Annotated in this window: 22 protein-coding genes and 2 pseudogenes; 11 read left to right on the top strand and 13 right to left on the bottom strand. The window is 58.5% G+C overall.

What is annotated here, in order from left to right; genetic code table 11:
- Positions 1 to 292: 292 nt before the first annotated feature.
- Complete coding sequence (gene cysD, locus AC1Q6Y_RS19240; protein WP_008046199.1) at positions 293 to 1,210, top strand: sulfate adenylyltransferase subunit CysD; 918 nt, start codon at positions 293 to 295, stop codon at positions 1,208 to 1,210.
- Between the two features lie 9 nt (positions 1,211 to 1,219).
- Complete coding sequence (gene cysN / locus AC1Q6Y_RS19245; protein WP_340316850.1) at positions 1,220 to 3,118, top strand: sulfate adenylyltransferase subunit CysN; 1,899 nt, start codon at positions 1,220 to 1,222, stop codon at positions 3,116 to 3,118.
- 183 nt (positions 3,119 to 3,301) lie between these two features.
- On the opposite strand, the pseudogene AC1Q6Y_RS19250 reads toward cysN, so the two are convergent.
- A pseudogene (locus tag AC1Q6Y_RS19250) lies at positions 3,302 to 3,502 on the bottom strand (acyltransferase); the annotation flags it as partial.
- A gap of 104 nt (positions 3,503 to 3,606) precedes the next feature.
- Here AC1Q6Y_RS19250 and AC1Q6Y_RS19255 point away from each other — a divergent pair.
- Genes AC1Q6Y_RS19255 through AC1Q6Y_RS19265 form a run of 3 tightly spaced genes read left to right on the top strand, consistent with a single transcriptional unit; the run spans position 3,607 to position 5,641 of the window.
- Entirely contained in the window at positions 3,607 to 4,272 is a 666-nt protein-coding gene (locus AC1Q6Y_RS19255; RefSeq protein WP_492624977.1) for a hypothetical protein, read from the top strand.
- Positions 4,259 to 4,843 carry a 2OG-Fe(II) oxygenase gene (locus AC1Q6Y_RS19260; protein WP_407514365.1) on the top strand — a complete coding sequence of 195 codons (585 nt, stop codon included), beginning with the start codon at positions 4,259 to 4,261 and terminating at the stop codon, positions 4,841 to 4,843. The genes AC1Q6Y_RS19255 and AC1Q6Y_RS19260 overlap by 14 nt, the downstream gene beginning before the upstream one ends.
- A 3-nt stretch (positions 4,844 to 4,846) precedes the next feature.
- The gene (locus AC1Q6Y_RS19265) at positions 4,847 to 5,641 is read left to right on the top strand and encodes a hypothetical protein (RefSeq protein ID WP_492624978.1); all 795 of its coding nucleotides are present in this window, start codon (positions 4,847 to 4,849) and stop codon (positions 5,639 to 5,641) included.
- Positions 5,642 to 6,001: 360 nt separating this feature from the next.
- On the opposite strand, the gene yihG is transcribed toward AC1Q6Y_RS19265, so the two are convergent.
- Genes yihG through AC1Q6Y_RS19280 form a run of 3 tightly spaced genes read right to left on the bottom strand, consistent with a single transcriptional unit; the run spans position 6,002 to position 9,391 of the window.
- On the bottom strand, positions 6,002 to 6,904 hold the full coding sequence (gene yihG, locus AC1Q6Y_RS19270; protein WP_492624979.1) for a 1-acylglycerol-3-phosphate O-acyltransferase, YihG family: 903 nt from the start codon (positions 6,902 to 6,904) through the stop codon (positions 6,002 to 6,004).
- Positions 6,905 to 9,004 carry a phosphate acetyltransferase gene (gene pta / locus AC1Q6Y_RS19275; RefSeq protein ID WP_090453103.1) on the bottom strand — a complete coding sequence of 700 codons (2,100 nt, stop codon included), beginning with the start codon at positions 9,002 to 9,004 and terminating at the stop codon, positions 6,905 to 6,907. It lies immediately after the preceding gene.
- Positions 9,005 to 9,064: 60 nt separating this feature from the next.
- Positions 9,065 to 9,391 carry a DUF3565 domain-containing protein gene (locus AC1Q6Y_RS19280; RefSeq protein WP_057716672.1) on the bottom strand — a complete coding sequence of 109 codons (327 nt, stop codon included), beginning with the start codon at positions 9,389 to 9,391 and terminating at the stop codon, positions 9,065 to 9,067.
- Here AC1Q6Y_RS19280 and AC1Q6Y_RS19285 point away from each other — a divergent pair.
- From AC1Q6Y_RS19285 to AC1Q6Y_RS19295, 3 genes are all read left to right on the top strand, one after another.
- On the top strand, positions 9,360 to 9,845 hold the full coding sequence (locus tag AC1Q6Y_RS19285) for an FKBP-type peptidyl-prolyl cis-trans isomerase (protein ID WP_007942189.1): 486 nt from the start codon (positions 9,360 to 9,362) through the stop codon (positions 9,843 to 9,845). The two genes, AC1Q6Y_RS19280 and AC1Q6Y_RS19285, sit on opposite strands and share 32 nt — an antisense overlap.
- 122 nt (positions 9,846 to 9,967) lie before the next feature.
- Positions 9,968 to 10,450: a glutathione peroxidase gene (locus AC1Q6Y_RS19290; RefSeq protein WP_056728393.1), complete on the top strand. Its 483-nt coding sequence runs from the start codon at positions 9,968 to 9,970 to the stop codon at positions 10,448 to 10,450.
- 197 nt (positions 10,451 to 10,647) lie between these two features.
- Positions 10,648 to 11,751: an NADH:flavin oxidoreductase gene (locus AC1Q6Y_RS19295; RefSeq protein WP_492624980.1), complete on the top strand. Its 1,104-nt coding sequence runs from the start codon at positions 10,648 to 10,650 to the stop codon at positions 11,749 to 11,751.
- 115 nt (positions 11,752 to 11,866) lie between these two features.
- Here the strand turns inward: AC1Q6Y_RS19295 and AC1Q6Y_RS19300 are convergent, their stop codons facing one another.
- A complete protein-coding gene (locus AC1Q6Y_RS19300; protein ID WP_154861600.1) occupies positions 11,867 to 13,066 on the bottom strand; it encodes a glycosyltransferase family 4 protein in 1,200 nt (399 codons plus the stop codon).
- Between the two features lie 36 nt (positions 13,067 to 13,102).
- Entirely contained in the window at positions 13,103 to 13,855 is a 753-nt protein-coding gene (gene cysZ / locus AC1Q6Y_RS19305) for a sulfate transporter CysZ (RefSeq protein WP_057716404.1), read from the bottom strand.
- A 314-nt stretch (positions 13,856 to 14,169) separates the two neighbouring features.
- Here cysZ and trxB point away from each other — a divergent pair, with 314 nt between their 5' ends.
- The gene (gene trxB, locus AC1Q6Y_RS19310; protein WP_057716403.1) at positions 14,170 to 15,126 is read left to right on the top strand and encodes a thioredoxin-disulfide reductase; all 957 of its coding nucleotides are present in this window, start codon (positions 14,170 to 14,172) and stop codon (positions 15,124 to 15,126) included.
- A gap of 87 nt (positions 15,127 to 15,213) precedes the next feature.
- Positions 15,214 to 15,303 (top strand): annotated as a pseudogene (locus AC1Q6Y_RS19315) (outer membrane lipoprotein carrier protein LolA); the annotation flags it as partial.
- 2 nt (positions 15,304 to 15,305) lie between these two features.
- Here AC1Q6Y_RS19315 and AC1Q6Y_RS19320 read toward each other — a convergent pair.
- From AC1Q6Y_RS19320 to AC1Q6Y_RS19350, 7 genes are all read right to left on the bottom strand, one after another.
- Positions 15,306 to 16,556 carry a 2-aminoadipate transaminase gene (locus AC1Q6Y_RS19320; protein WP_492624981.1) on the bottom strand — a complete coding sequence of 417 codons (1,251 nt, stop codon included), beginning with the start codon at positions 16,554 to 16,556 and terminating at the stop codon, positions 15,306 to 15,308.
- Positions 16,557 to 16,804: 248 nt separating this feature from the next.
- A complete protein-coding gene (locus AC1Q6Y_RS19325; protein WP_057716401.1) occupies positions 16,805 to 17,143 on the bottom strand; it encodes a HopJ type III effector protein in 339 nt (112 codons plus the stop codon).
- Positions 17,136 to 17,432 carry a DUF1244 domain-containing protein gene (locus AC1Q6Y_RS19330; protein ID WP_046040093.1) on the bottom strand — a complete coding sequence of 99 codons (297 nt, stop codon included), beginning with the start codon at positions 17,430 to 17,432 and terminating at the stop codon, positions 17,136 to 17,138. The genes AC1Q6Y_RS19325 and AC1Q6Y_RS19330 overlap by 8 nt, the downstream gene beginning before the upstream one ends.
- A gap of 97 nt (positions 17,433 to 17,529) precedes the next feature.
- On the bottom strand, positions 17,530 to 17,901 hold the full coding sequence (gene folX, locus AC1Q6Y_RS19335; protein ID WP_007970304.1) for a dihydroneopterin triphosphate 2'-epimerase: 372 nt from the start codon (positions 17,899 to 17,901) through the stop codon (positions 17,530 to 17,532).
- Positions 17,902 to 17,903: 2 nt separating this feature from the next.
- Positions 17,904 to 18,464 (bottom strand): GTP cyclohydrolase I FolE, encoded by a 561-nt coding sequence (folE, locus tag AC1Q6Y_RS19340; protein ID WP_008046221.1) that lies wholly within the window; start codon positions 18,462 to 18,464, stop codon positions 17,904 to 17,906.
- Between the two features lie 19 nt (positions 18,465 to 18,483).
- Positions 18,484 to 19,194, bottom strand: coding sequence for a dihydromonapterin reductase (gene folM / locus AC1Q6Y_RS19345; RefSeq protein ID WP_090453111.1), 711 nt, complete (start codon positions 19,192 to 19,194; stop codon positions 18,484 to 18,486).
- A gap of 171 nt (positions 19,195 to 19,365) precedes the next feature.
- Positions 19,366 to 19,935, bottom strand: a complete 570-nt coding sequence (locus AC1Q6Y_RS19350) for an antibiotic biosynthesis monooxygenase (RefSeq protein WP_057716399.1) — start codon at positions 19,933 to 19,935, stop codon at positions 19,366 to 19,368.
- A 224-nt stretch (positions 19,936 to 20,159) separates the two neighbouring features.
- On the opposite strand from AC1Q6Y_RS19350, the gene AC1Q6Y_RS19355 reads away from it, so the two are divergent.
- Entirely contained in the window at positions 20,160 to 21,119 is a 960-nt protein-coding gene (locus AC1Q6Y_RS19355) for a MerR family transcriptional regulator (RefSeq protein WP_492624982.1), read from the top strand.
- The last annotated feature ends 1 nt before the right edge of the window (position 21,120 follow it).

Here is a 21,120-nt window from a genome sequence, read left to right on the forward strand (position 1 = left end):
GTTCATGGAACCTCCAAGTTGGCGAAATCATATCGCCCTTAAGAGGTGTCCGGAATTATTAGGCCAGTTCAGCTTGCTCGCGATGAACCTGAAGACACCGCGGGGTGTCAGACTCCCAGCGTTATCGTTGACGACCATCGCGAGCAGGCTCGCTCCTACAGGCCAAACAGGCAGGCATATTCATATGCTCTTTCGATCTAGTTGGCGTCCTGATTAGAAGGGGTCGCTGTGCTAGGATCCCCGCTCGAACACGGCCCGGTGGCCGTTCATAAGAAAGTTTTCGTGAGTAGCCATGGTCGACAAACTGACGCATCTGAAACAGCTGGAGGCGGAAAGCATCCACATCATCCGCGAGGTGGCCGCCGAGTTCGATAACCCGGTGATGCTGTACTCCATCGGTAAAGACTCCGCCGTGATGCTGCATCTGGCACGCAAGGCGTTCTTCCCGGGCAAGCTGCCGTTTCCGGTGATGCACGTCGACACTCGCTGGAAATTCAAGGAGATGTACAGCTTCCGCGACAAGATGGTCGCCGAGCTGGGCCTCGACCTGATCACCCACGTCAACCCGGACGGCGTGGCGCAGGACATCAACCCGTTCACCCACGGCAGCGCCAAGCACACCGACATCATGAAGACCGAGGGCCTCAAGCAGGCACTCGACAAGTATGGTTTCGACGCAGCATTCGGCGGCGCCCGTCGCGATGAAGAGAAATCCCGCGCCAAAGAGCGCGTGTACTCGTTCCGCGACAGCAAGCACCGCTGGGATCCGAAAAACCAGCGCCCCGAGCTGTGGAACGTCTACAACGGCAAGGTCAACAAGGGCGAGTCGATCCGCGTCTTCCCGCTGTCGAACTGGACCGAGCTGGACATCTGGCAGTACATCTACCTTGAAGGCATCCCGATCGTTCCGCTGTATTTCGCCGCCGAGCGTGAAGTCATCGAGAAGAACGGCACGCTGATCATGATCGACGACGAGCGCATCCTCGAGCACCTGAGCGACGAAGACAAAGCGCGCATCGTCAAAAAGAAAGTGCGTTTCCGTACCCTTGGTTGCTACCCGTTGACGGGCGCGGTGGAGTCCGAGGCCGAAAGCCTCACGGACATCATTCAGGAAATGCTCCTGACGCGAACTTCCGAGCGCCAGGGCCGTGTCATCGACCACGATGGCGCAGGCTCGATGGAAGACAAAAAACGTCAGGGTTATTTCTAAGGGGTTGTCATGTCGCACGCATCTGATTTGATCAGCGAGGACATCCTCGCCTACCTGGGCCAGCACGAACGTAAAGAGCTGCTGCGCTTTCTGACCTGCGGTAACGTCGACGACGGCAAGAGCACCCTGATCGGGCGCCTGCTGCACGACTCCAAGATGATCTACGAAGATCACCTGGAAGCCATTACCCGCGATTCGAAAAAAGTCGGCACCACCGGCGAAGACATCGACCTGGCGCTGCTGGTCGACGGCCTGCAGGCCGAGCGTGAACAAGGCATCACCATCGATGTCGCGTACCGCTACTTCTCCACCGCCAAGCGCAAATTCATCATCGCCGACACCCCTGGCCACGAGCAGTACACCCGCAACATGGCCACCGGTGCCTCCACCTGTGACCTGGCGATCATCCTGGTCGACGCCCGTTACGGCGTGCAGACCCAGACCCGTCGCCACAGCTTCATCGCCTCGTTGCTGGGCATCAAGCACATAGTCGTGGCCATCAACAAGATGGACCTCAAGGACTTCGACCAGGGTGTGTTCGAGTCGATCAAGGCCGACTACCTGCAGTTCGCCGAAGGCTTGAAGCTCAAGCCCACCAGCATGCACTTCGTGCCGATGTCTGCGCTGAAAGGCGACAACGTGGTGAACAAGTCCGAGCGCTCGCCGTGGTACACCGGCCAGTCGCTGATGGAGATCCTCGAGACCGTGGAAGTGGCGGGCGATCGCAACTTCACCGACTTGCGTTTCCCGGTTCAGTACGTCAACCGTCCGAACCTGAACTTCCGTGGCTTCGCCGGCACCCTGGCCAGCGGCATCGTCAAGAAAGGCGACGAAGTCGTGGTCCTGCCGTCGGGCAAGAGCAGCCGCGTGAAATCCATCGTCACCTTCGAAGGTGAACTGGAGCACGCAGGTCCTGGTCAGGCTGTAACGCTGACCATGGAAGACGAAATCGATATTTCCCGTGGCGACCTGTTGGTACATGCCGACAACGTGCCGCCAGTCACCGACAGCTTCGAAGCGATGCTGGTGTGGATGGCTGAGGAACCGATGCTGCCGGGCAAGAAGTACGACATCAAACGCGCCACCAGTTACGTGCCTGGCTCCATCGCCAGCATCGTCAACAAGGTCGACGTGAACACCCTGGAAGAAGGTCCGGCCAGTGCGTTGCAGCTGAACGAAATCGGCAAGGTCAAGATCGCGCTCGATGCGCCGATTGCCCTCGACGGTTACGACAGCAACCGCACCACCGGCGCCTTCATCATCATCGACCGCTTGACCAACGGCACCGTTGGCGCGGGCATGATCGTCGCCCAGCCTTTGGCCCATGGCACCAGCACGCACCACGGCAAACTGGCCCACGTTGCCACCGAAGAACGCGCACAGCGCTTCGGCCAGCAACCGGCCACCGTGTTGTTCAGCGGCTTGTCGGGCGCGGGCAAAAGCACCCTGGCGTATGCGGTTGAACGCAAGCTGTTCGACCTGGGCCGTGCGGTGTTCGTGCTCGATGGCCAGAACCTGCGTCACGACCTCAACAAAGGTCTGCCACAGGATCGCGCCGGGCGTACCGAGAACTGGCGTCGTGCCGCGCACGTGGCGCGTCAGTTCAACGAGGCTGGCCTGCTGACCCTCGCTGCGTTCGTTGCCCCGAGTGCCGAAGGGCGTGAACAGGCCCGGGAACTGATCGGCAAGGAGCGTCTGCTGACGGTCTACGTCCAGGCTTCGCCGACGGTCTGCGCCGAGCGTGATCCGCAAGGTTTGTACGCGGCGGCCGGGGATAACATCCCGGGCGAGTCCTTCCCGTACGATGTGCCGCTGGATGCCGACCTGGTGATCGACACCCAGTCCGTGTCGCTGGAGGAAGGCGTCAAGCAAGTGCTGGGTCTGCTGCGTGAGCGTGGCGCGATCTAAGCGCTGACCGGTAAAAAGAAACCCGTTGATGAGTGATCATCGGCGGGTTTTTTTGTGTCTGGTAATCAGTCAAAACAAACACTAAACCTGTGGGAGCGAGCTTGCTCGCGATAGCGGCGGATCAGTCGACATCAATGTTGAATGTCAGTCCGCAATCGCGAGCAAGCTCGCTCCCACAAGGGATTAGTGTTTGCCTGGGAATTCGTGGTGCAACTGTTCCAGCAACGCATCCTTGTCCTGCCACAACTGATTGATCCAGCCCTGAAACTGCAGGCGGTACTCACCATCCTGGTCATAGTTCTTGCCGATGAACTGCGGCGGAATGTTCAGCTGCTGAAAATGCACCACCGCGTCTTACACGTATCCACATAGCAGATCCCAGAATCAGGACGCCTCTGAAAATCTAAAGTCAGAAGGAATAGCCAGAACCCTTGATCGGAAATGGACTACAAGAAAGTCGGAAGTTATGAGGTTTTATTGTTTTGTAAATGAGAATAGTGTTTGCAACAGGTAGATGTGTTTTTTTCGCAGCTTGTATCAAGTCAAGCAACTGCAAGGGAATCGGTTGTTGCTTAGAAAATAAGCTTGCGCTCGAGGATCAAGGTGTGCGAAATAAATTTTTTCCAGTTCCAGCTGGTTATGTTTCTAGTGTTTTTGAGATCGTTTTTTGTGTAATTGTTTTGTTGTTGTATCTTGTTTTTTCTATTTATATTTATAGTAGATTGATAGATGTTCCTTCGGTTCCTGATAAATTAGTTATGAAAGATGCTTTTGTATATAGGAGGCTTTCGCAAGCTTCAAAGACAACATCTTTTTTGTATCTGAGGGTTGGAACTGATGACGCTGCTTACAAATATGTCATTGAGGCTTCGAATCGTGATGTTATGTACACGGACTTTGATAAACCACGAAAGCTGTGGGTGGCGGTAGATTCTGATCAAAGTAAAAAATTTGTTTGGGGGGTATATGATGATAATTATGGGTTGTTGATAAGTCGTCAAGATATATTGCGCTGGGCCAGTTCAGTCAATGTTGATAATTATTTTATGCTTTCTTTAATGTTTATTTCGTCATTATATTTTCTTTATATTATTTTTTTGACCGGTATTTGGAATAGGTGTACAGCGAAAAGGATTGCTCGTGAAAATAAATAAGATTGCTGATGAGATATTTGTAATTGACGATTTCTTAACTCAAGGGGAAGAGGAGTGCATAAATGTTCAACTCAAGGGCGCAGTTTGGAGATACAACTGGCCAAATTATGAGGAGCTTCCATTTGTTAGACCTTGTTGGCATGTTTTTATTGCAGGTAAAGGTCGGCCGGATCGGAAATCATGTTTAGACGAGTTAGATGGAAGTGAATCTTGGCGTTTTCTTGCCGGGTTCTGGGAAAGGTTATCAACATTACATGATTTCAAAGTCACGTTGTTAGGTGTTTATGCAAATGGGCAAACATTTGGACAGGACACGATTATACATCGGGATAACAAGACGCATCCAGGGATGACAGTGATCGTATTCTGTAATGAACACTGGCCAACGTCCTGGGGAGGTGAACTCGTATTCTACGATGACAAAAAAGAAAATATTATTAAATCTGTACTTCCAAAATCGCGGCGTGTGGTGATTTTTGACGGGCGAGTTCCACATGCGGCGAGATCGCCTTCAGTAAAGTGTGATCAGGTAAGGATGACGCTTGCGTTCAAAACTGTGATCAAGGAGTAATATATGGCCGGGAAAGCTGAAATATTTGTAGCTGTCGTCAATGATGGTGTAACTATTGGCTCGGGGGCGACTGCAGTATCAGATCAATTTTTAGTCAACGGAACTGGGATGGTGTTGTTGAATCAGTCGGTGCAAACCGGAGCTGTGATAGCGAGTGTTACCTCGGTGACGAAATTAGCAGGTCCTTATGTTCCGATTGTAAATATGCCGGCCAATATAGTTGCCGGTACGATAACTTTTCTAAAAATCGGGATCGACTTCAGAGAGGGGAGCGAAATCAAGGCGGGTGACGTTATCAGTCTGGTTGGTAATGTTGCAGGGGTGATTGCAACTATGGCTGTTTTGCTAGCTGCGCCATTTTCGGTTGTTGCTACGTTAAGTATTGTAGCTATCGGCACCGGTATATATTCGATTTATAACTCAGAAGTGCTTGGTGCTATTGCGACAAATGCCAAAAATTTCTTCAGCGATAAAGGGTTGGAGAACTACCTTGGCTATGTATGTGCACCCGATATGAAAATTGTCCATAAAAACACCTTGAGGGATGTCTACGGCAATCAGATGCTTTCCTGTAATTGGATATCTGAAACCGGAGAGCTACAGCCCTCAGCGGTACCTGTTTTCGATGAAAATATTGGCGGTGGAGGGGCGTATATACCAGTATCTCCTGTTTTGCCGGCTCCCCTTCCTGATATTATCCCCGTTGTAACTATCGGGCCACTTGACATTAATAACGGCTCTGATGACAGCGGTGATGAGTATGGTTGCTGTACAGGAGGAAGTGATGGTTATGTGTAGCGGCTCGCATATTTAGATTTTCTGCTCCTCATTTTTGACCTCCGATGCTTAATACAAATTAACGAGCTATTTGACACTCTTAAGAGCTAGGCCAGAGTCAGGCTGAATTTAAGATAGCGCCTGCGTGTGGGTAATCGTCAGTCTGACTTCGTGAAGCTGAGGTGCAATAACGGTCCGGCCGGTGTCGCTGGAAGTAGGCGTTAATCAAGTGCTGGAGTTGCTGCGCAAATGTGGCGCAATCTAAGCCTTAGCCTGAAATGAGAAACCCGCCGATGAGTAATCTTCGGCGGTTTTTTGTGCCCTGTGATATTCAAGTGTGGGAGCGGGCTTGCCCGCGAAGAAGCCGGTACAGACACCAGCTTACTTCCCGGGAAACTCGCGATGCATCTGCGCTAGCAACGCATCCTTGTCCTGCCACAACTGATTGATCCAGCCCTGAAACTGCAGGCGGTATTCACCGTCCTGGTCGTAGTTCCTGCCGATGAACTGCGGCGGGATCTTCAGCTCTTCGAAGTGCACCACCACGTCCGCAACGTTCCCGCACAGCAAATCCCAGAAACCCGGGCGCCCGGCGGGGTAGTGGATGGTCACGTTGACCAGGGATTCAAGCTGCTCGCCCATCGCATCCAGCACAAAGGCAATGCCGCCGGCCTTGGCCTTGAGCAGGTACTTGAAGGGTGACTGCTGTTGCTTGTGCTTGCCCTCGGTGAAGCGCGTGCCTTCGACGAAATTGAAAATGCCCACCGGGTTGTCGCGGAATTTCGCACAGGTCTTGCGGGTGGTTTCCAGGTCCTTGCCTTTCTTCTCCGGGTGCTTTTCCAGATAGGCCTTGGAGTAACGCTTCATGAACGGAAAGCCCAGCGCCCACCAGGCCAGACCGATCACCGGAACCCAGATCAGCTCCTGCTTGAGAAAGAACTTCAGCGGCTGAATGCGCCGGTTTAGCACGTATTGCAGCACCAGGATGTCGACCCAGCTCTGGTGGTTGCTGGTGATCAGGTACGAATGCTGATAGTCGAGGCCTTGCAGGCCGCTGATGTGCCAGCGTGTGCGGCGCACCAGGTTCATCCAGCCTTTGTTGATGCTGATCCAGGCTTCGTGGGTATGGCTCATCAGCCAGCCCGCGAGGCGCTGGGTGAGGGCGAACGGCAATACCTTGACGAGTGCCACGCAGAACAGGAACGAGCAGAGCAGAATCGTGTTCAATGCCAACAGCAGCGAGGCGATCACGCCCCGCAGCGCAGCAGGTAAGAAATCCAGCATTTACACATCCATAGGTCGGTTGGCGGCTTGAATCGCGGTCAGGGCGATGGTGTAGACGATGTCATCGACCTGCGCGCCGCGCGGCAAATCGTTCACCGGTTTGCGCAGGCCTTGCAGCATCGGGCCGAGGCTGACGCAGTCGGCGCTGCGCTGTACGGCCTTGTGCGTGGTATTGCCGGTGTTGAGGTCGGGGAATACGTAAACCGTGGCACGACCGGCCACCTGACTGTTCGGCGCCAGTTGCCGGGCCACGCTTTCGTTGGCGGCGGCGTCGTACTGCAAGGGGCCGTCGATCAGCAGCGAGTGCTGTTGTTCGTGGGCGAGCAGGGTTGCCTCGCGGACCTTCTCGACTTCTTCGCCGCTGGCCGACTCGCCGCTGGAGTAGCTGATCATCGCCACCCGTGGCGTGATGCCAAACGCGGCGGCCGAATCAGCGCTTTGCAGGGCGATCTCGGCCAGTTCACTGGCGCTCGGGTGCGGGTTCATCACGCAGTCGCCGTAGACCAGCACCTCTTCCGGAAACAGCATGAAGAACACCGACGACACCAGGGTGCAGCCTGGCGCGGTTTTAATCAGCTGCAGGGCCGGGCGGATGGTGTTGGCGGTGGTGTTGATCACGCCCGATACGAGGCCGTCGACTTCATCCAGGGCCAGCATCATGGTGCCGATCACCACGGTGTCTTCCAGTTGTTGCTCGGCCATCGGCGCATTGAGGCTTTTGCTTTTGCGCAGCGCGACCATCGGTTCGACATAGCGTTCGCGGATCGAGTCCGGATCAATGATTTCCAGGCCCGGTGGCAGCTCGATGCCCTGGGCACGGGCGACGGCCTGCACGTCCTCGGGCTTGGCCAGCAACACACAGCGAGCGATGCCACGGGCCTGGCAGATCGCGGCGGCCTGCACGGTCAGCGGCTCGCTGCCTTCGGGCAGTACGATGCGCTTGTTGGCCGCCTGGGCGCGCTGGATCAATTGATAGCGGAAAACCGCTGGCGACAGGCGCATTTCCCGTGGCGTACCGCAGCGCTGGTGCAGCCAGTTGGCATCGAGATGGCCGGCGATGAAATCGGTGATGATTTCGGCGCGCTCGCGGTCATCGATGGGGATTTCCTTGTTCAGGCCATTGAGCAGGTTGGCGGTGTCGTAGGAGCCGGTACTCACCGACAGCACCGGCAAACCAGCCTGCAGGGCACCACGGCACAGGTCCATGATGCGTGGGTCGGGCAGGGTGTCGCTGGTCAGCAGCAGGCCGGCGAGCGGCACGCCGTTCAAGGCGGCGAGGCTGACGGCGAGGATGATGTCGTCGCGGTCGCCGGGGGTCACCACCAGCACGCCGGGCTTGAGCAATTCCACGGTGTTACGCATGGTGCGGGCGCAAATGATGATCTTGGTCATGCGCCGGGTTTCGTAATCACCGGCGTTGAGCACTTGCGCGCCCATCAGGTCGGCGACGTCGCGGGTGCGCGGGGCGTTCAGTTCCGGCTGGAACGGAATGCAGCCGAGCAAGCGGAAATCACCACTGCGCAGCAACGGCGAATGCTCTTTCAGGCGCGTGGCGAAGGCCTCCATGCTTTCTTCGGTCTTGACCTTGTTGAGGATCACACCGAGGACTTTCGGGTCTTTCGGGCCGCCGAACAACTGCGCCTGCAACTCGACGCGACCGGAGAGCTCGGTCAGCACTTCGTTTTCCGGTGCCGAGACCAGGATCACCTCGGCGTCGAGGCTCTTGGCCAGGTGCAGGTTGACCCGCGCGGCATAACTGGCGCTGCGGGTCGGCACCATGCCTTCGACGATCAGCACGTCCTTGCCGATGGCAGCCTGCTGATAAAGGGTGATGATTTCTTCGAGCAACTCATCGAGCTGGCCGTCGCCGAGCATGCGCTCGACATGGGCCAGGCCCAGGGGCTGGGGCGGTTTCAAACCGTGGGTACGCGCCACCAGTTCGGTGGAACGTTCCGGGCCCGTGTCGCCCGGATGCGGCTGGGCAATCGGTTTGAAAAAACCGACCTTGAGCCCGGCCCGCTCAAGGGTGCGCACCAGCCCGAGGCTGATGGAGGTCAGACCCACACCAAAATCGGTGGGCGCGATAAAAAAAGTTTGCATGCGGATTCTCTGAAGGAGCATGGCAAAGGTGATCATCTATATCTGACGATCTACCGAAATTCAGTCGCCAAGGTTATCGCTAACCGAGCCCTGTGCGCACCAACCGCAAGCAAAGGGCTGGCCTATTTTTTCAAGGCGTTGCACAGGGTCCATGACCCAGGCGCGGGATTGCCAGGGTGGCTGGTGCCGCAGGTGCTGGGTGTGGCCGCAGGAAAGCTCGGCCACCCAGTGTCCGTCCTCGTCCTGATGGAAGCCTGTGATCGTCGAATCCCGTCTGTCCGGGTTGTGTTCGCTTTCGGACGATTGCTTCGCTAAACTTGGCCTTTCAATTTTCCTATGCAAAAGGTCTCGCCCCATGCTGATCGCCGCCAATAAGGCTGTCTCCATCGACTATACCCTGACCAACGACGCTGGTGAGGTCATCGACAGCTCCGCCGGCGGCGCGCCGCTGGTCTACCTGCAAGGTGCAGGCAACATCATCCCGGGCCTGGAAAAGGCTCTGGAAGGCAAGGCTGTCGGCGACGAGCTGACCGTAGCCGTTGAACCGGAAGACGCTTACGGCGAATACGCCGCCGAACTGGTCAGCACCCTGAGCCGCAGCATGTTCGAAGGCGTCGACGAGCTGGAAGTGGGCATGCAGTTCCACGCTTCCGCTCCGGACGGCCAGATGCAGATCGTGACCATCCGTGATCTGGACGGCGACGACGTCACCGTTGACGGCAACCACCCGTTGGCCGGTCAGCGCCTGAATTTCCAGGTCAAGATCGTTGCCATCCGTGACGCCAGCCAGGAAGAAATCGCTCATGGTCACGTCCATGGCGAAGGTGGCCATCACCACTGATTTCTGCGCTAAGCTCAGATAACTGGAGAGGCGCCTTGTGGGCGCCTTTTTAGTCTGCGGCCGTCCCTGATGACACCGCCAAGTGGCTGTTTCGAGAAGAACACGGGAATCTGGAGTACGCCATGAGTGCTTTTCACGACCTTAAATTGACAGCCCTGGATGGACAGGAGCTACCTCTGGCGCCTTTCAAAGGCCAAGTCGTACTGGTGGTCAACGTCGCCTCCAAATGCGGTCTGACCCCGCAGTACGCGGCGCTGGAAAATCTCTATCAGCAATTCAAGGCCAAGGGCTTCAGCGTCCTGGGCTTGCCGTGCAACCAGTTTGCCGGGCAGGAACCGGGGACCGAGCAGGAAATCAAGGATTTCTGCAGCCTCAACTATGGCGTGACCTTTCCGTTGTCCAGCAAGCTGGAAGTCAACGGGCATGAACGTCATCAGTTGTATCGCCTGTTGGCGGGAGAGGGCGCGGAATTTCCCGGCGATATCACCTGGAACTTCGAGAAGTTCCTGCTGGGCAAGGACGGGCGTGTGCTGGCACGGTTCTCGCCACGCACGGCGCCGGATGATCCGACCATCGTTCACGCGATAGAAAAAGCGCTGAGCTGACATCCTCCTCTCCCTCTGTAGGAGCGAGCTCGCTCGCGATGGTTGTAGGAACACCGCGGGGCATCAGACCGCCAGCGTTATCGTTGACCACCATCGCGAGCAAGCTCGCTCCTACATCACCCAAATCAATAGTGCTGTTCAGTACGTGCGAACCTCCATATTATCGCCGTCATAAAGTCATTTCTGTGGAGCGTCCCATGCCCGTCAAAGCCCTGTTCAAACCGTTCCACCTCGGCACCCTCGAACTGCCGACCCGCGTCGTCATGGCGCCGATGACCCGCTCCTTTTCCCCAGGTGGCGTGCCTAATTCCAAAGTGATCGAATACTACCGTCGCCGCGCCGCAGCCGGCGTCGGCCTGATCATCACCGAAGGCACCACCGTCGGTCACAAGGCTTCCAACGGCTACCCGAACGTTCCGCATTTCTATGGCGAAGCAGCCCTGGCCGGCTGGAAGAAAGTCGTCGACGCCGTTCACGCCGAAGGCGGCAAGATCGTTCCGCAGTTGTGGCATGTGGGCAGCGTGCGCCGGATCGGCACCGAGCCGGACGCCAGCGTGCCGGGTTATGGCCCGTCGGAAAAACTGAAGGAAGGCCAGGTCGTGGTTCACGGCATGACCAAACAGGATATCCAGGACGTGATCGCCGCGTTCGCCCAGGCCGCCAAGGATGCCCAGAGCATCGGCATGGACGGCGTGGAAATCCACGGTGCCCACGGTTACCTGATCGACCAGTTCTTCTGGGAAGGCAGCAACCAACGTACCGACGAATACGGCGGCAGCCTGGCCAACCGTTCGCGCTTCGCCATTGAGTTGATTCAGGCCGTGCGTGCCGCGGTCGGTGAAGGTTTCCCGATCATTTTCCGTTTCTCCCAGTGGAAGCAGCAGGACTACACCGCACGTCTGGTGCAAACCCCTGAAGCCTTGGGCGAGTTCCTCAAGCCATTGGCCGACGCGGGCGTGGACATTTTCCACTGTTCGACCCGCCGCTTCTGGGAGCCGGAGTTCGACGGTTCCGAGCTGAACCTGGCTGGCTGGACCCGCCAACTCACCGGCAAGCCGACCATCACCGTGGGCAGCGTCGGCCTGGACGGCGAGTTCCTGCAGTTCATGGTCAACACCGACAAGGTCGCGCAGCCTGCCAGCCTGGAAAAACTGCTGGAGCGCCTGAACAACGACGAGTTCGACCTGGTGGCGGTCGGTCGTGCGTTGCTGGTGGACCCGGACTGGGCGCAGAAAGTGCGTGACGGCCGTGAGGAAGACATTCTGCCGTTCAGCCGTGAGGCGTTGATGACGCTGGTTTAAGCGGCGACCGGGAAGGCCTCATCGCGAGCAAGCTCGCTCCCACAGGGTGTGCGTTGTACACAAATCCTGTAGGAGCGAGCTTGCTCGCGATGACTGACTCAAGATCACTGCAAAATCAGGGAACAGTCGGTGCATTCGGCACCACCATCTCCCCGGCACAGGCACCGCGCAACTGTCCCTCGAACTGCTCGATAATCGTCGCCCAACCCTGGCGACTGGCATGCTGGCGCGCATTGAGCCTGACATTGCGCAAGGCTTCCCGTTCCTCCAGCAGCCATGCCGCTGCATCGCAGAACGCTTCTTCATCCCCCGGCATCGCCAATACGCCGTTGTAGCCATGACGAATATGCTGGGCCGCCGCCGCCTGGTCGTAGGCCACCACGCCGAGCCCCGAGGCAAGTGCTTCAAGCACCACATTGCCAAAGGTTTCGGTCAGGCTCGGAAACAGAAACACGTCGCCCGACGCGTAGTGACACGCCAGGGCTTCACCCCGTTGGGTGCCGCAGAAAATCGCCTCGGGCATTTCGTTTTCCAGTTCCTGGCGCTGCGGGCCATCGCCGACCACGATCAGTTTCAGCGTGCGCTGGGGATAACTCGCCTTGAGGGTATTGAAGGTGCGCTTGAGCAGGCCAAGGTTTTTTTCCGGGGCCAGGCGTCCGACATGAATGACGGCGATGTCTGCTTCGGCCAGCCCCCATTGCTCGCGCAGGGCATTCAAGCGTTTGGCCGGGTGAAACAATTCGCTGTCGACCCCACGGGACAGCAACGCCAGGCGCTCGAAATGCCGCCGCTCCAGTTCCATGCGTTGGCTGACGCTGGGCACCAGGGTCATGGTCGAGCGGTTGTGGAACCAGCGCAGGTAGTGAGTCAGCAGGCGCGTGAGCAAACCAAGCCCGTACTGGTTGGAGTACTGCTGGAAATTGGTGTGGAACCCGCTGACCACGGAAATCCCCAGTCGCCGTGCCGCACGCAAGGCAGAGAGACCCAGCGGGCCCTCGGTGGCGATGTAGAGCACATCCGGGCGGTGACGCGTCCAGCGCCGCAGCAGCTTGTGCATCGACGACTGACCCCATTGCAGGCCGGGATAGCCCGGCAGTGGCCAGCCGCGGCACAGCAGCAATTCATCGTCGCTGCCCAGTTGCTGGTCGCAGCCCTGACGCGGCCGCACCAGCTCCACTTGATGCCCGCGCGCGCGCAAACCGTCGCACAAGCGACCAAGGGTATTGGCCACGCCGTTGATTTCCGGTGGGAAGGTTTCGGTGATCAGGGTGATATGCAGAGCTGTCGTCATGACCCCAGTGTCGGCTGGGGCCATGTCGTCAGTGTGACGTCGGGATGATGGATTTGTGACTCAGCGCTGGGTTACCAGGTTTTCTGCCCCGCGCTCACGCACCCAGAACAGCGTCGCCCCGGCCACGGCAGCCGGCATCATCAGGATGTTCACCACAGGGATCAGCAGCACCAGGTACACGCTGCCGCCGAAGCTCATGCTCTGCCAGCGCTTCTCGCGCAGCCAGGCGAGCATCTCGTTCCAGCCCAGCTTGTGGTTGTCCGCCGGGTAGTCGATGTACTGGATCGCCATCATCCACACACCGAACAACAGCCACAGCGGCGCGGCGATGATGTTCACCACCGGGATGAACGAGAGGATGAACAACCCGATCGCCCGGGGCAGAAAATAGCCAAGCTTGCGCATTTCCCGGGCCAGGGTACGCGGAATCATGGCGATCAACTCGCCCCAACTGAAGGCCGGAAAATCATCGGTGCCGCGCACCACCACTTCGACTTTCTCCGCGAGGAAGCCGTTGAACGGCGCGGCAATGACGTTGGCGAGCATGGTGAAGGTGAAGAACACCATCAACACCACCAGCACCACGAACAATGGCCAGAGGATGTAGCTGAGAAAACTCAGCCAGTCGGGCAGCGATGGCATCAAGGTGTCGACCCACAGGCTGAATTGATGGCTGGCCAGGTAGATCAATCCGACGAACAGCACCAGGTTGATTGCCAACGGCAACAGCACAAACAAACGCAGGCTGGGGCTCAACACCAGCTTGAGGCCTTCGCGCAGGTATTGCGGGCCGGACAGAACAGGGGCGGGCATAAGGTGCTCCGAGCAGAGGGAAAACGCGCCGACCTTACCGGCTTTGCCTTGCAGGCGAAAGCGCGGTGGCGGTATCGACATTCACTGTAACAAAGACGTCGATATCGTCGGTCAGATGCCATAGAGACCACCTATGAGCTGGATTGTTAAACCGTATTTCCTTAATCTTCGCCCCCTCGATACGCTGCACCCAATCTTTTTACAGGACGGTCGGGTCAAGCCTTCCCCAAGTGCTTTCAACCGTTCTTTTTTATTCCAGCCGGCAATCCGGCGTTCCGTGCCAGGTAATCCGGGCCGGTCAACAGGAGCAGGTCATGTCTGAAGTCCGTCATTCGCGAGTGATTATTCTCGGTTCCGGCCCTGCCGGTTACAGCGCCGCGGTCTATGCCGCACGTGCCAACCTCAAGCCACTGCTGATCACCGGCATGCAGGCCGGCGGTCAACTGACCACCACCACCGAAGTCGACAACTGGCCGGGTGACGTCCACGGCCTGACCGGCCCGGCGCTGATGGAGCGGATGCGTGAGCACGCCGAGCGCTTTGAAACCGAGATCGTTTTCGATCACATCAATGCCGTCGACTTCGCCGCCAAGCCATACACCCTGACCGGCGACAGCGCGACTTACACCTGTGACGCCCTGATCATCGCCACCGGCGCCAGCGCTCGTTACCTGGGCCTGCCATCGGAAGAAACCTTCATGGGCAAAGGCGTTTCGGCCTGTGCGACCTGCGACGGTTTCTTCTATCGCAACAAGCCGGTGGCCGTGGTCGGCGGCGGCAACACCGCTGTTGAGGAAGCCCTGTACCTGGCCAACATCGCCAGCAAAGTCACCCTGATCCACCGTCGTGAAACTTTCCGCGCCGAGAAGATCCTGATCGACAAGCTGAACGCCCGTGTCGCCGAAGGCAAGATCGAGCTGAAGCTGAACGCGACCCTGGACGAAGTGCTGGGCGACAACATGGGCGTGACCGGTGCCCGCCTGAAGAACAACGACGGCAGCTTCGACGAAGTGAAAGTCGACGGCGTGTTCATCGCCATCGGCCACACCCCGAACACTTCGCTGTTCGAAGGCCAGTTGACCCTCAAAGACGGCTACCTGGTTGTGCAGGGCGGCCGTGACGGCAACGCCACTGCCACCAGCCTCGAAGGTATCTTCGCCGCTGGTGACGTGGCTGACCACGTGTACCGTCAGGCCATCACCTCGGCTGGCGCAGGTTGCATGGCGGCACTGGATGCCGAGCGTTACCTGGATAATCTGCAGAACGCTTGATTCTGTAGAAACGAAAAACCGGCTTCGGCCGGTTTTTTTGTGCCTTCGGAAAATACACATGTCCCTGTAGGAGCGAGCGCGCTCGCGATGGTCGTCAACGATAACGCTGGGAGCCTGACACCCCGCGGGGCTCTCAGGTTCTTCGCGAGCATGCTCGCTCCTACAGTGGGCGCTGTGGATCAGGTCAATTTCTTCAGACACGCCTCAAGGATATCCAGCCCTTCCTCCAGCACCGCAGCCTCGATGGTCAGCGGCGCCAGCAAGCGAATGATGTGCCGCGACTTGCCGCTGGGCATCAGCAGCAAACCGGCGTCGCGCGCCAGGGCCAGCAGCTGCGTCAACTGCGCGGCTGCGGGCGAGCCATCTGCGTTGATCAGCTCGATACCACGCATGGCGCCGACGCCGGTCAGGCGTCCCAGGTACGGCGTCAGGTTGTTCGCGCGCCAGGTTGCATGGCGACCGACAATCGCTTCTTCCTGTTGGGTGCCCCAGGCATGCAGGTTGGCATCGGTCATTTCGTCCAGGGTTGCCAGTGCCGCTGCACAGGCGATGGGATTGCCGGAGTAAGTGCCACCGAGTCCGCCCTTGGGCAAATTGTCGAGCAGTGACTTGCGCCCGACCACCGCACCCAGCGGCACGCCGCCGGCGATGCTTTTGCCGAGCAGAATCAGATCGGGCTCGATGCCCAGCCGCGAGAAGGCGAAACGCTCGCCGGTACGGCCGAAACCGGACTGGATTTCATCGGCGATCAGCACAATGCCCTTGTCGTCGCAGAACTCGCGCAGCGCCTGGGCGAACTCGACGTCCATGGCCAGGAACCCCGCTTCACCCTGCACCGGTTCGACGATAAAGCAGGCGACGTCTTCGACATCGATCTCGACGCTGAACAGGCGCTCCATGGCCTTGAGGGCCTCGCCACAGGTGACGCCGTTGTCCCGGCTGGGGAAGGGCAGGTGAAACACCGGCCCCGGCAGCACGCCGACTTTCTGTTTGTACGGCGCGACTTTGCCATTGAGGTTGAGGGTGGCCAGTGTGCGGCCGTGGAAAGCGCCGTCGAAGGCGATGACCGCGCTGCGGCCGGTGGCGCCACGGACGATCTTCAGGGCGTTTTCCGCCGCTTCCGCGCCGCTGTTGGTGAGCATGCCGCTGACCGGGTAACCCACAGGCATGAATGCGCTGAGGCAATCCATCAGTTCGAGGTAAGGCACATGGGGTGCAGCATTGAACGCGTAGTGGGTCAGACGGGTGGCTTGTTCGCGAATGGCCTCGACGATGCGCGGATGGCAATGGCCGAGGTTCAACACGCCGATGCCGCCGACAAAGTCGATGTAGCGTTTGCCATCGGTGTCCCAGACCTCGGCATTCTTGCCATGGCTGAGCGTGACAGGGTGAACGATGTTGATCGACTGGCTGATGGTTTCGCTGCGCATGAATGACCGGCTCGGAAGAAGGAGGACTTCTTTTTATCTAATCCGTGAGCGGTGGTAGGGGGCAAACGAAATAAAGTTGCCGGGTCAATCTTAAAAGTCGGGTTGTGCTTGTGATCAATTCCGCGCCATGAACGCAAAACCTGTAGGAGCGAGCTTGCTCGCGATGGTGGTGAACGATGACGCTGGGAGCCTGACACCCCGTGGCGTTCTTCAGTCCATCGCGAGCAGGCTCGCTCCTACAATTTGAATCAGCGGCGAGTCAGCGGTTGCTGAGAGAACTTCACACCGGCCAGACCATGGGCGATCAGCGCGCGGATGTTGCCGTGGTCGCTGCCTTCCGGCGTTGCCAGCACCGAGCGGTAATGCTCGCCGAAAGCCAGCAGGGCTTCTTCATCGCTCAAGCCTTCGAGCAGCGCCAGGCCCAGGGTCTTGCACGAGCCTTCGTTCTGCCCGGCCGCGTTTTCCACGCCACCGTTGTTGAAGGCCTGAGGCTGGTAGTCGTAACCGGCGGCAATGAACGCCAGGGTGTCGGCGAAGGCGTGTTCGCCGGTCTTGAGGCTGGCGCGCAGGGTGTTCAAATCACTCATTGGGTTTTCCTTTGGCGAACGCCGCTTGCTGGTCGGCGCTGGCTTCTTGCTGATATTGGGCTTTCCATTCGGCGTACGGCATGCCGTAAACCACTTCGCGGGCTTCGTCGAGGCTGACCTCGATCTGGCGGTCGTCGGCCGCGGCCTTGTACCACTTGGACAGGCAGTTGCGGCAAAAGCCCGAGAGGTTCATCAGGTCGATGTTCTGCACATCCTTGCGGCTGTCCAGGTGGGCCACCAGCCGACGAAAGGCGGCGGCTTCGAGTTCCAGGCGTTGTTGATCGGTCATGGCGGTCTCTTCGAGACAGCTTCAAGCGGCACGCTTGAAGCTGCAAGTTGGATTGCGGTGGCTTGAAGTCTACCGCTTGCGGCTTGAGGCTTGAAGCTCAGCGGCTTGCCGCGAGTGTTATAGACACCGACTCGGCGAATCGCAGCGCGTGGGGTTTGTCGACCTCGACCTCGGCGTACAGCACCGATGCGTTGGCCATCACCAGGTCGAGAATTTCCTGGGTCAGACGTTCGAGCAGCGCAAAGCGGTTGCCTTCCACATGGGCGATGATTGCCTTGGTAATGGTCCGGTAGTTCAACGCGTGATCGATGTCGTTGTCCCGTACCGCTTCCTGGGCTGCGTACAGAATGGTGAGGTTGATCAGCACATCCTGCTTGTTGAGGATTTCATCCTCGTTGATGCCGATGAAGGTACGCAGGCACAGGTCTTTGACCCGGATGCGTGCCATACCTGGCTGAAGTTGTGGCATTGCTACTTGCTCCGTCCAATCAATTGCAGGAACTCCTGGCGGGTATTGCTCGACTCGCGGAAGGCACCGAGCATCACCGAGGTGTTCATGGTCGAATTCTGTTTCTCGACGCCGCGCATCATCATGCACATGTGCTGTGCCTCGATGACCACTGCGACGCCTGCCGCGCCGGTCACTTGCTGCACCGCGTCGGCGATTTGCCGGGTGAGGTTTTCCTGGATTTGCAGGCGCCGGGCGAACATGTCCACCAGCCGCGCGATCTTCGACAGGCCCAGCACCTTGCCGGTTGGAATATAAGCCACATGCGCCTTGCCGATGAAGGGCAGTATGTGGTGTTCGCACAGCGAGTACAGCTCGATGTTGTCGACGATTACCATTTCATCGTTGTCGGAGGCGAACAGCGCGCCATTGACGATCTCTTCGACACTTTGCTCATAGCCATGGCAAAGGTACTGCATGGCTTTGGCTGCACGCGTCGGCGTATCGAGCAAACCCTCGCGGTCGGGGTTTTCACCGAGACCGATGAGGATCTCTCGATAATTCTGGGGCAGGGATAACGTCATGGAAAATCCTCGCGGGACACTATTTGATGTGCCTTCCGCCATTGACGGTCAGGGTGGTGCCGGTGACATAAGGGTTGTCGAGCAGATAGCGCAGGCTCTGGTAGATCACTTCACAACCGGGTTCGATGCCCAGCGCGGACTTGGCCAGCGCCTTGGCGCGGTAGGCCGCGTCGTCTTCAGGGTTGAACAGTAGCAGGGCCGGTGCGATCCCGTTGACCTTGATGGCCGGCGCGTACCGGGCGGCGAAGGACAGGGTCAGGCTGTCGAGCCCGGCTTTGCTGGCGCAATAGCCGATGTGCCTGCTGCTGCCCTTGCGGGTCACGTCATCGCTGATGTGCACGATGTCGGCGGGGCTCGAGCGTTGCAGCAGGTCGGCGCAATGCAGGTTGATCAGGTAGGGCGCCAGCATGTGCACGCTGAACATGCGGGTGAATGCCGCGGCGTCGGTGTCCGGCGTTTCAGCCAGCCATTCGGAAGCGTTGTGGACGATTGCCCGCAGGCTGTCGGTATGGGTTTTCAGCTCGTTGATGAAGGCGAAGATCCCGGCCTCGCTGGCGAAGTCCGCGAACACCGCGGTGGCCCCCAGGTCGCGCAGGGCTTGTACGCCGGGGCGCTCGCTGCGGTAGCTGAAAATCACCCGATGGCCATCTTCCAGCAATCGCCGGGCGCAGTGCAGGCCGACACGCTGGCCGGCGCCGGTAATGAGGACAGGGGCTGCGGAAGAAGTCATGAACGGCTCGCATCGCGGTGAGAGCAAAACTATACCAGCGACGGGAGCGCTCTACCTATTGCGAGGGAAACAAGTGTGGGAGCGAGCTTGCTCGCGATTGCGGACTGTCAGACGACACATATGTTGACTGACACGCCCTCATCGCAAGCAAGCTCGCTCCCACAGAAGGGATCAATGATTCTGTGTGGAGGGTTCGGCACGCAATGGGCGTGCCGGCGTGCTGTTCAGCCAGCCGGCCAGCAAACGGGTCGACAATGGAATGAACAGGTAAACCATCAGCGGCGTCAGGCACAGGGTGCTGATGAACACCCGCGGCAGCAGGCTCATGTCACTCAACAGCGGCCCCAGCACAAAGTTGAACAGCAGCGAGACCGGAAAGAACGCCAGCCAGATCGCCACGGCCTGTTTCCAGCGTGGCGGGCGTTGACCGACGGCACCGAACCAGCCCTCGATGCCGCTGACCCGGTGTTCTGTCGGGTGGGCGAACAAGTCGCCGCCACGTCCGAGCCAGGCGCTGCGCGAAGCGGAATGTTCCCAGGCCTGCAGGGTCTGCTCGTCGGCGAAGCGGAAAATGATCTGGAATTCGTCATCGCCGGGCGGCGGAGCGAGCACACCGGAGCCGAGATAACCGGGAAAATCGGTGGCCAGTTGTTCGCCTTCGCGCAGCCAGGCGATCAGGTCCTGGTAGCGTCCATTGGCAACGCGGCGTGCAACCATCAGCGTGACGGGAGGGCTAGACATTGTGTATCTCCGTAAGTCATTTGCGTCGCTCCGGATAGGAACTTCGCCAGGCACAGCGCCGGGGTGGTGGGCTGCGACTCGAAACAAGCAAGGATTATTCCTGATTCAGTCAATCGCGTCTGCGGCGTTTTTCGCTCGTTCGCGGCATGGAATTTTTTTACGGAAACTTTACGGGGCAGGGGCGTTAGAATACGCCTTGGACGATACAAGGATGTTTCAACAGGATGCCCATATTTACAGACGTCGCTTCAGGCTCCACGCAGGCCGTCGCTCTCGAACAGGAAGAGCTCTTTCCCATTCGCGAGGTGGCGCGACTGACAGGTGTCAACCCGGTCACGCTTCGAGCCTGGGAGCGACGATATGGCCTGATTGTTCCAACACGCACCGACAGTGGGCATCGACTGTATTCGATGTCCGATATTGAGCGTGTCCATAGCATTCTCGGCTGGATCGAGCGCGGGGTTGCCGTCAGCAGGATCGGCAAGATCCTGGCCAGGACCGAGCCACTCCAGGCGTTGTCGCATATCATCCCCAACAACCTCGTGGAAGCCGATTACGCGCAGTGGCGGCAGCAGATTCATGTTGCGGTCAACGGGTTTGACGAGCTTCGGCTGGAGGAGCTCTACGGGCAAGTCTTTTCCAGCTACTCCCTGCCGGTGGTGTTCCAAGGCATTCTGATGCCCGTCTGGAAGCGGTTGTTGCAACGCCAGGACCAGTTCGGCGGCACCAGCGAGTGGCTGTTCCTGGATGGCTTTTTGCGTTCCCGGATGTTGCAGCGTCTGTTGTTGATGCGCGAAAAACAGCCGCGTCGCGTGGTCATCTGTGCCCTGGATGGCAATTGCCGGGAACTGGAACTGTTGGTCGCCGCCCTGTTCCTGAGTTCCGGGCCATTGGCCGTTCGCGTACTGAACATGGGCCAGCCATTCGAGGAACTGGCGCTGATGTGTGAAAGGATCAAGCCCCTGGCTCTGGTGCTGTTTTCCAATCATGTGCCGGCTCCCGAGTTGCCGCGGCGTCTGAATCGCCTGGCCATGAGTCTGGAGTGCCGATTGTTGTTGGCCGGCGATGCTTCTGACCTGGCACAGGAAAGCCTGACCGGGTCATCGATCGGTTGCCTGGGCAATGAAGGGGAGGTCATGAGCCAGCGTCTGAAGCAGTTCCTGGCGGGTACTCTGGATACTTGAC

Source organism: Pseudomonas sp. GW823-FHT06E10, assembly GCF_058794995.1.

Bases quoted from the DNA above. Each gene is read 5' to 3' on its own strand.
- cysD (WP_008046199.1), top strand. From the start codon at position 293: ATGGTCGACAAACTGACGCATCTGAAACAGCTGGAGGCGGAAAGCATC.
- cysN (WP_340316850.1), top strand. From the start codon at position 1,220: ATGTCGCACGCATCTGATTTGATCAGCGAGGACATCCTCGCCTACCTG.
- AC1Q6Y_RS19255 (WP_492624977.1), top strand. From the start codon at position 3,607: ATGAGAATAGTGTTTGCAACAGGTAGATGTGTTTTTTTCGCAGCTTGT.
- AC1Q6Y_RS19265 (WP_492624978.1), top strand. From the start codon at position 4,847: ATGGCCGGGAAAGCTGAAATATTTGTAGCTGTCGTCAATGATGGTGTA.
- yihG (WP_492624979.1), bottom strand. From the start codon at position 6,904: ATGCTGGATTTCTTACCTGCTGCGCTGCGGGGCGTGATCGCCTCGCTG.
- pta (WP_090453103.1), bottom strand. From the start codon at position 9,004: ATGCAAACTTTTTTTATCGCGCCCACCGATTTTGGTGTGGGTCTGACC.
- AC1Q6Y_RS19285 (WP_007942189.1), top strand. From the start codon at position 9,360: ATGCTGATCGCCGCCAATAAGGCTGTCTCCATCGACTATACCCTGACC.
- AC1Q6Y_RS19280 (WP_057716672.1), bottom strand. From the start codon at position 9,391: ATGGAGACAGCCTTATTGGCGGCGATCAGCATGGGGCGAGACCTTTTG.
- AC1Q6Y_RS19290 (WP_056728393.1), top strand. From the start codon at position 9,968: ATGAGTGCTTTTCACGACCTTAAATTGACAGCCCTGGATGGACAGGAG.
- AC1Q6Y_RS19295 (WP_492624980.1), top strand. From the start codon at position 10,648: ATGCCCGTCAAAGCCCTGTTCAAACCGTTCCACCTCGGCACCCTCGAA.
- AC1Q6Y_RS19300 (WP_154861600.1), bottom strand. From the start codon at position 13,066: ATGGCCCCAGCCGACACTGGGGTCATGACGACAGCTCTGCATATCACC.
- cysZ (WP_057716404.1), bottom strand. From the start codon at position 13,855: ATGCCCGCCCCTGTTCTGTCCGGCCCGCAATACCTGCGCGAAGGCCTC.
- trxB (WP_057716403.1), top strand. From the start codon at position 14,170: ATGTCTGAAGTCCGTCATTCGCGAGTGATTATTCTCGGTTCCGGCCCT.
- AC1Q6Y_RS19320 (WP_492624981.1), bottom strand. From the start codon at position 16,556: ATGCGCAGCGAAACCATCAGCCAGTCGATCAACATCGTTCACCCTGTC.
- AC1Q6Y_RS19325 (WP_057716401.1), bottom strand. From the start codon at position 17,143: ATGAGTGATTTGAACACCCTGCGCGCCAGCCTCAAGACCGGCGAACAC.
- AC1Q6Y_RS19330 (WP_046040093.1), bottom strand. From the start codon at position 17,432: ATGACCGATCAACAACGCCTGGAACTCGAAGCCGCCGCCTTTCGTCGG.
- folX (WP_007970304.1), bottom strand. From the start codon at position 17,901: ATGCCACAACTTCAGCCAGGTATGGCACGCATCCGGGTCAAAGACCTG.
- folE (WP_008046221.1), bottom strand. From the start codon at position 18,464: ATGACGTTATCCCTGCCCCAGAATTATCGAGAGATCCTCATCGGTCTC.
- folM (WP_090453111.1), bottom strand. From the start codon at position 19,194: ATGACTTCTTCCGCAGCCCCTGTCCTCATTACCGGCGCCGGCCAGCGT.
- AC1Q6Y_RS19350 (WP_057716399.1), bottom strand. From the start codon at position 19,935: ATGTCTAGCCCTCCCGTCACGCTGATGGTTGCACGCCGCGTTGCCAAT.
- AC1Q6Y_RS19355 (WP_492624982.1), top strand. From the start codon at position 20,160: ATGCCCATATTTACAGACGTCGCTTCAGGCTCCACGCAGGCCGTCGCT.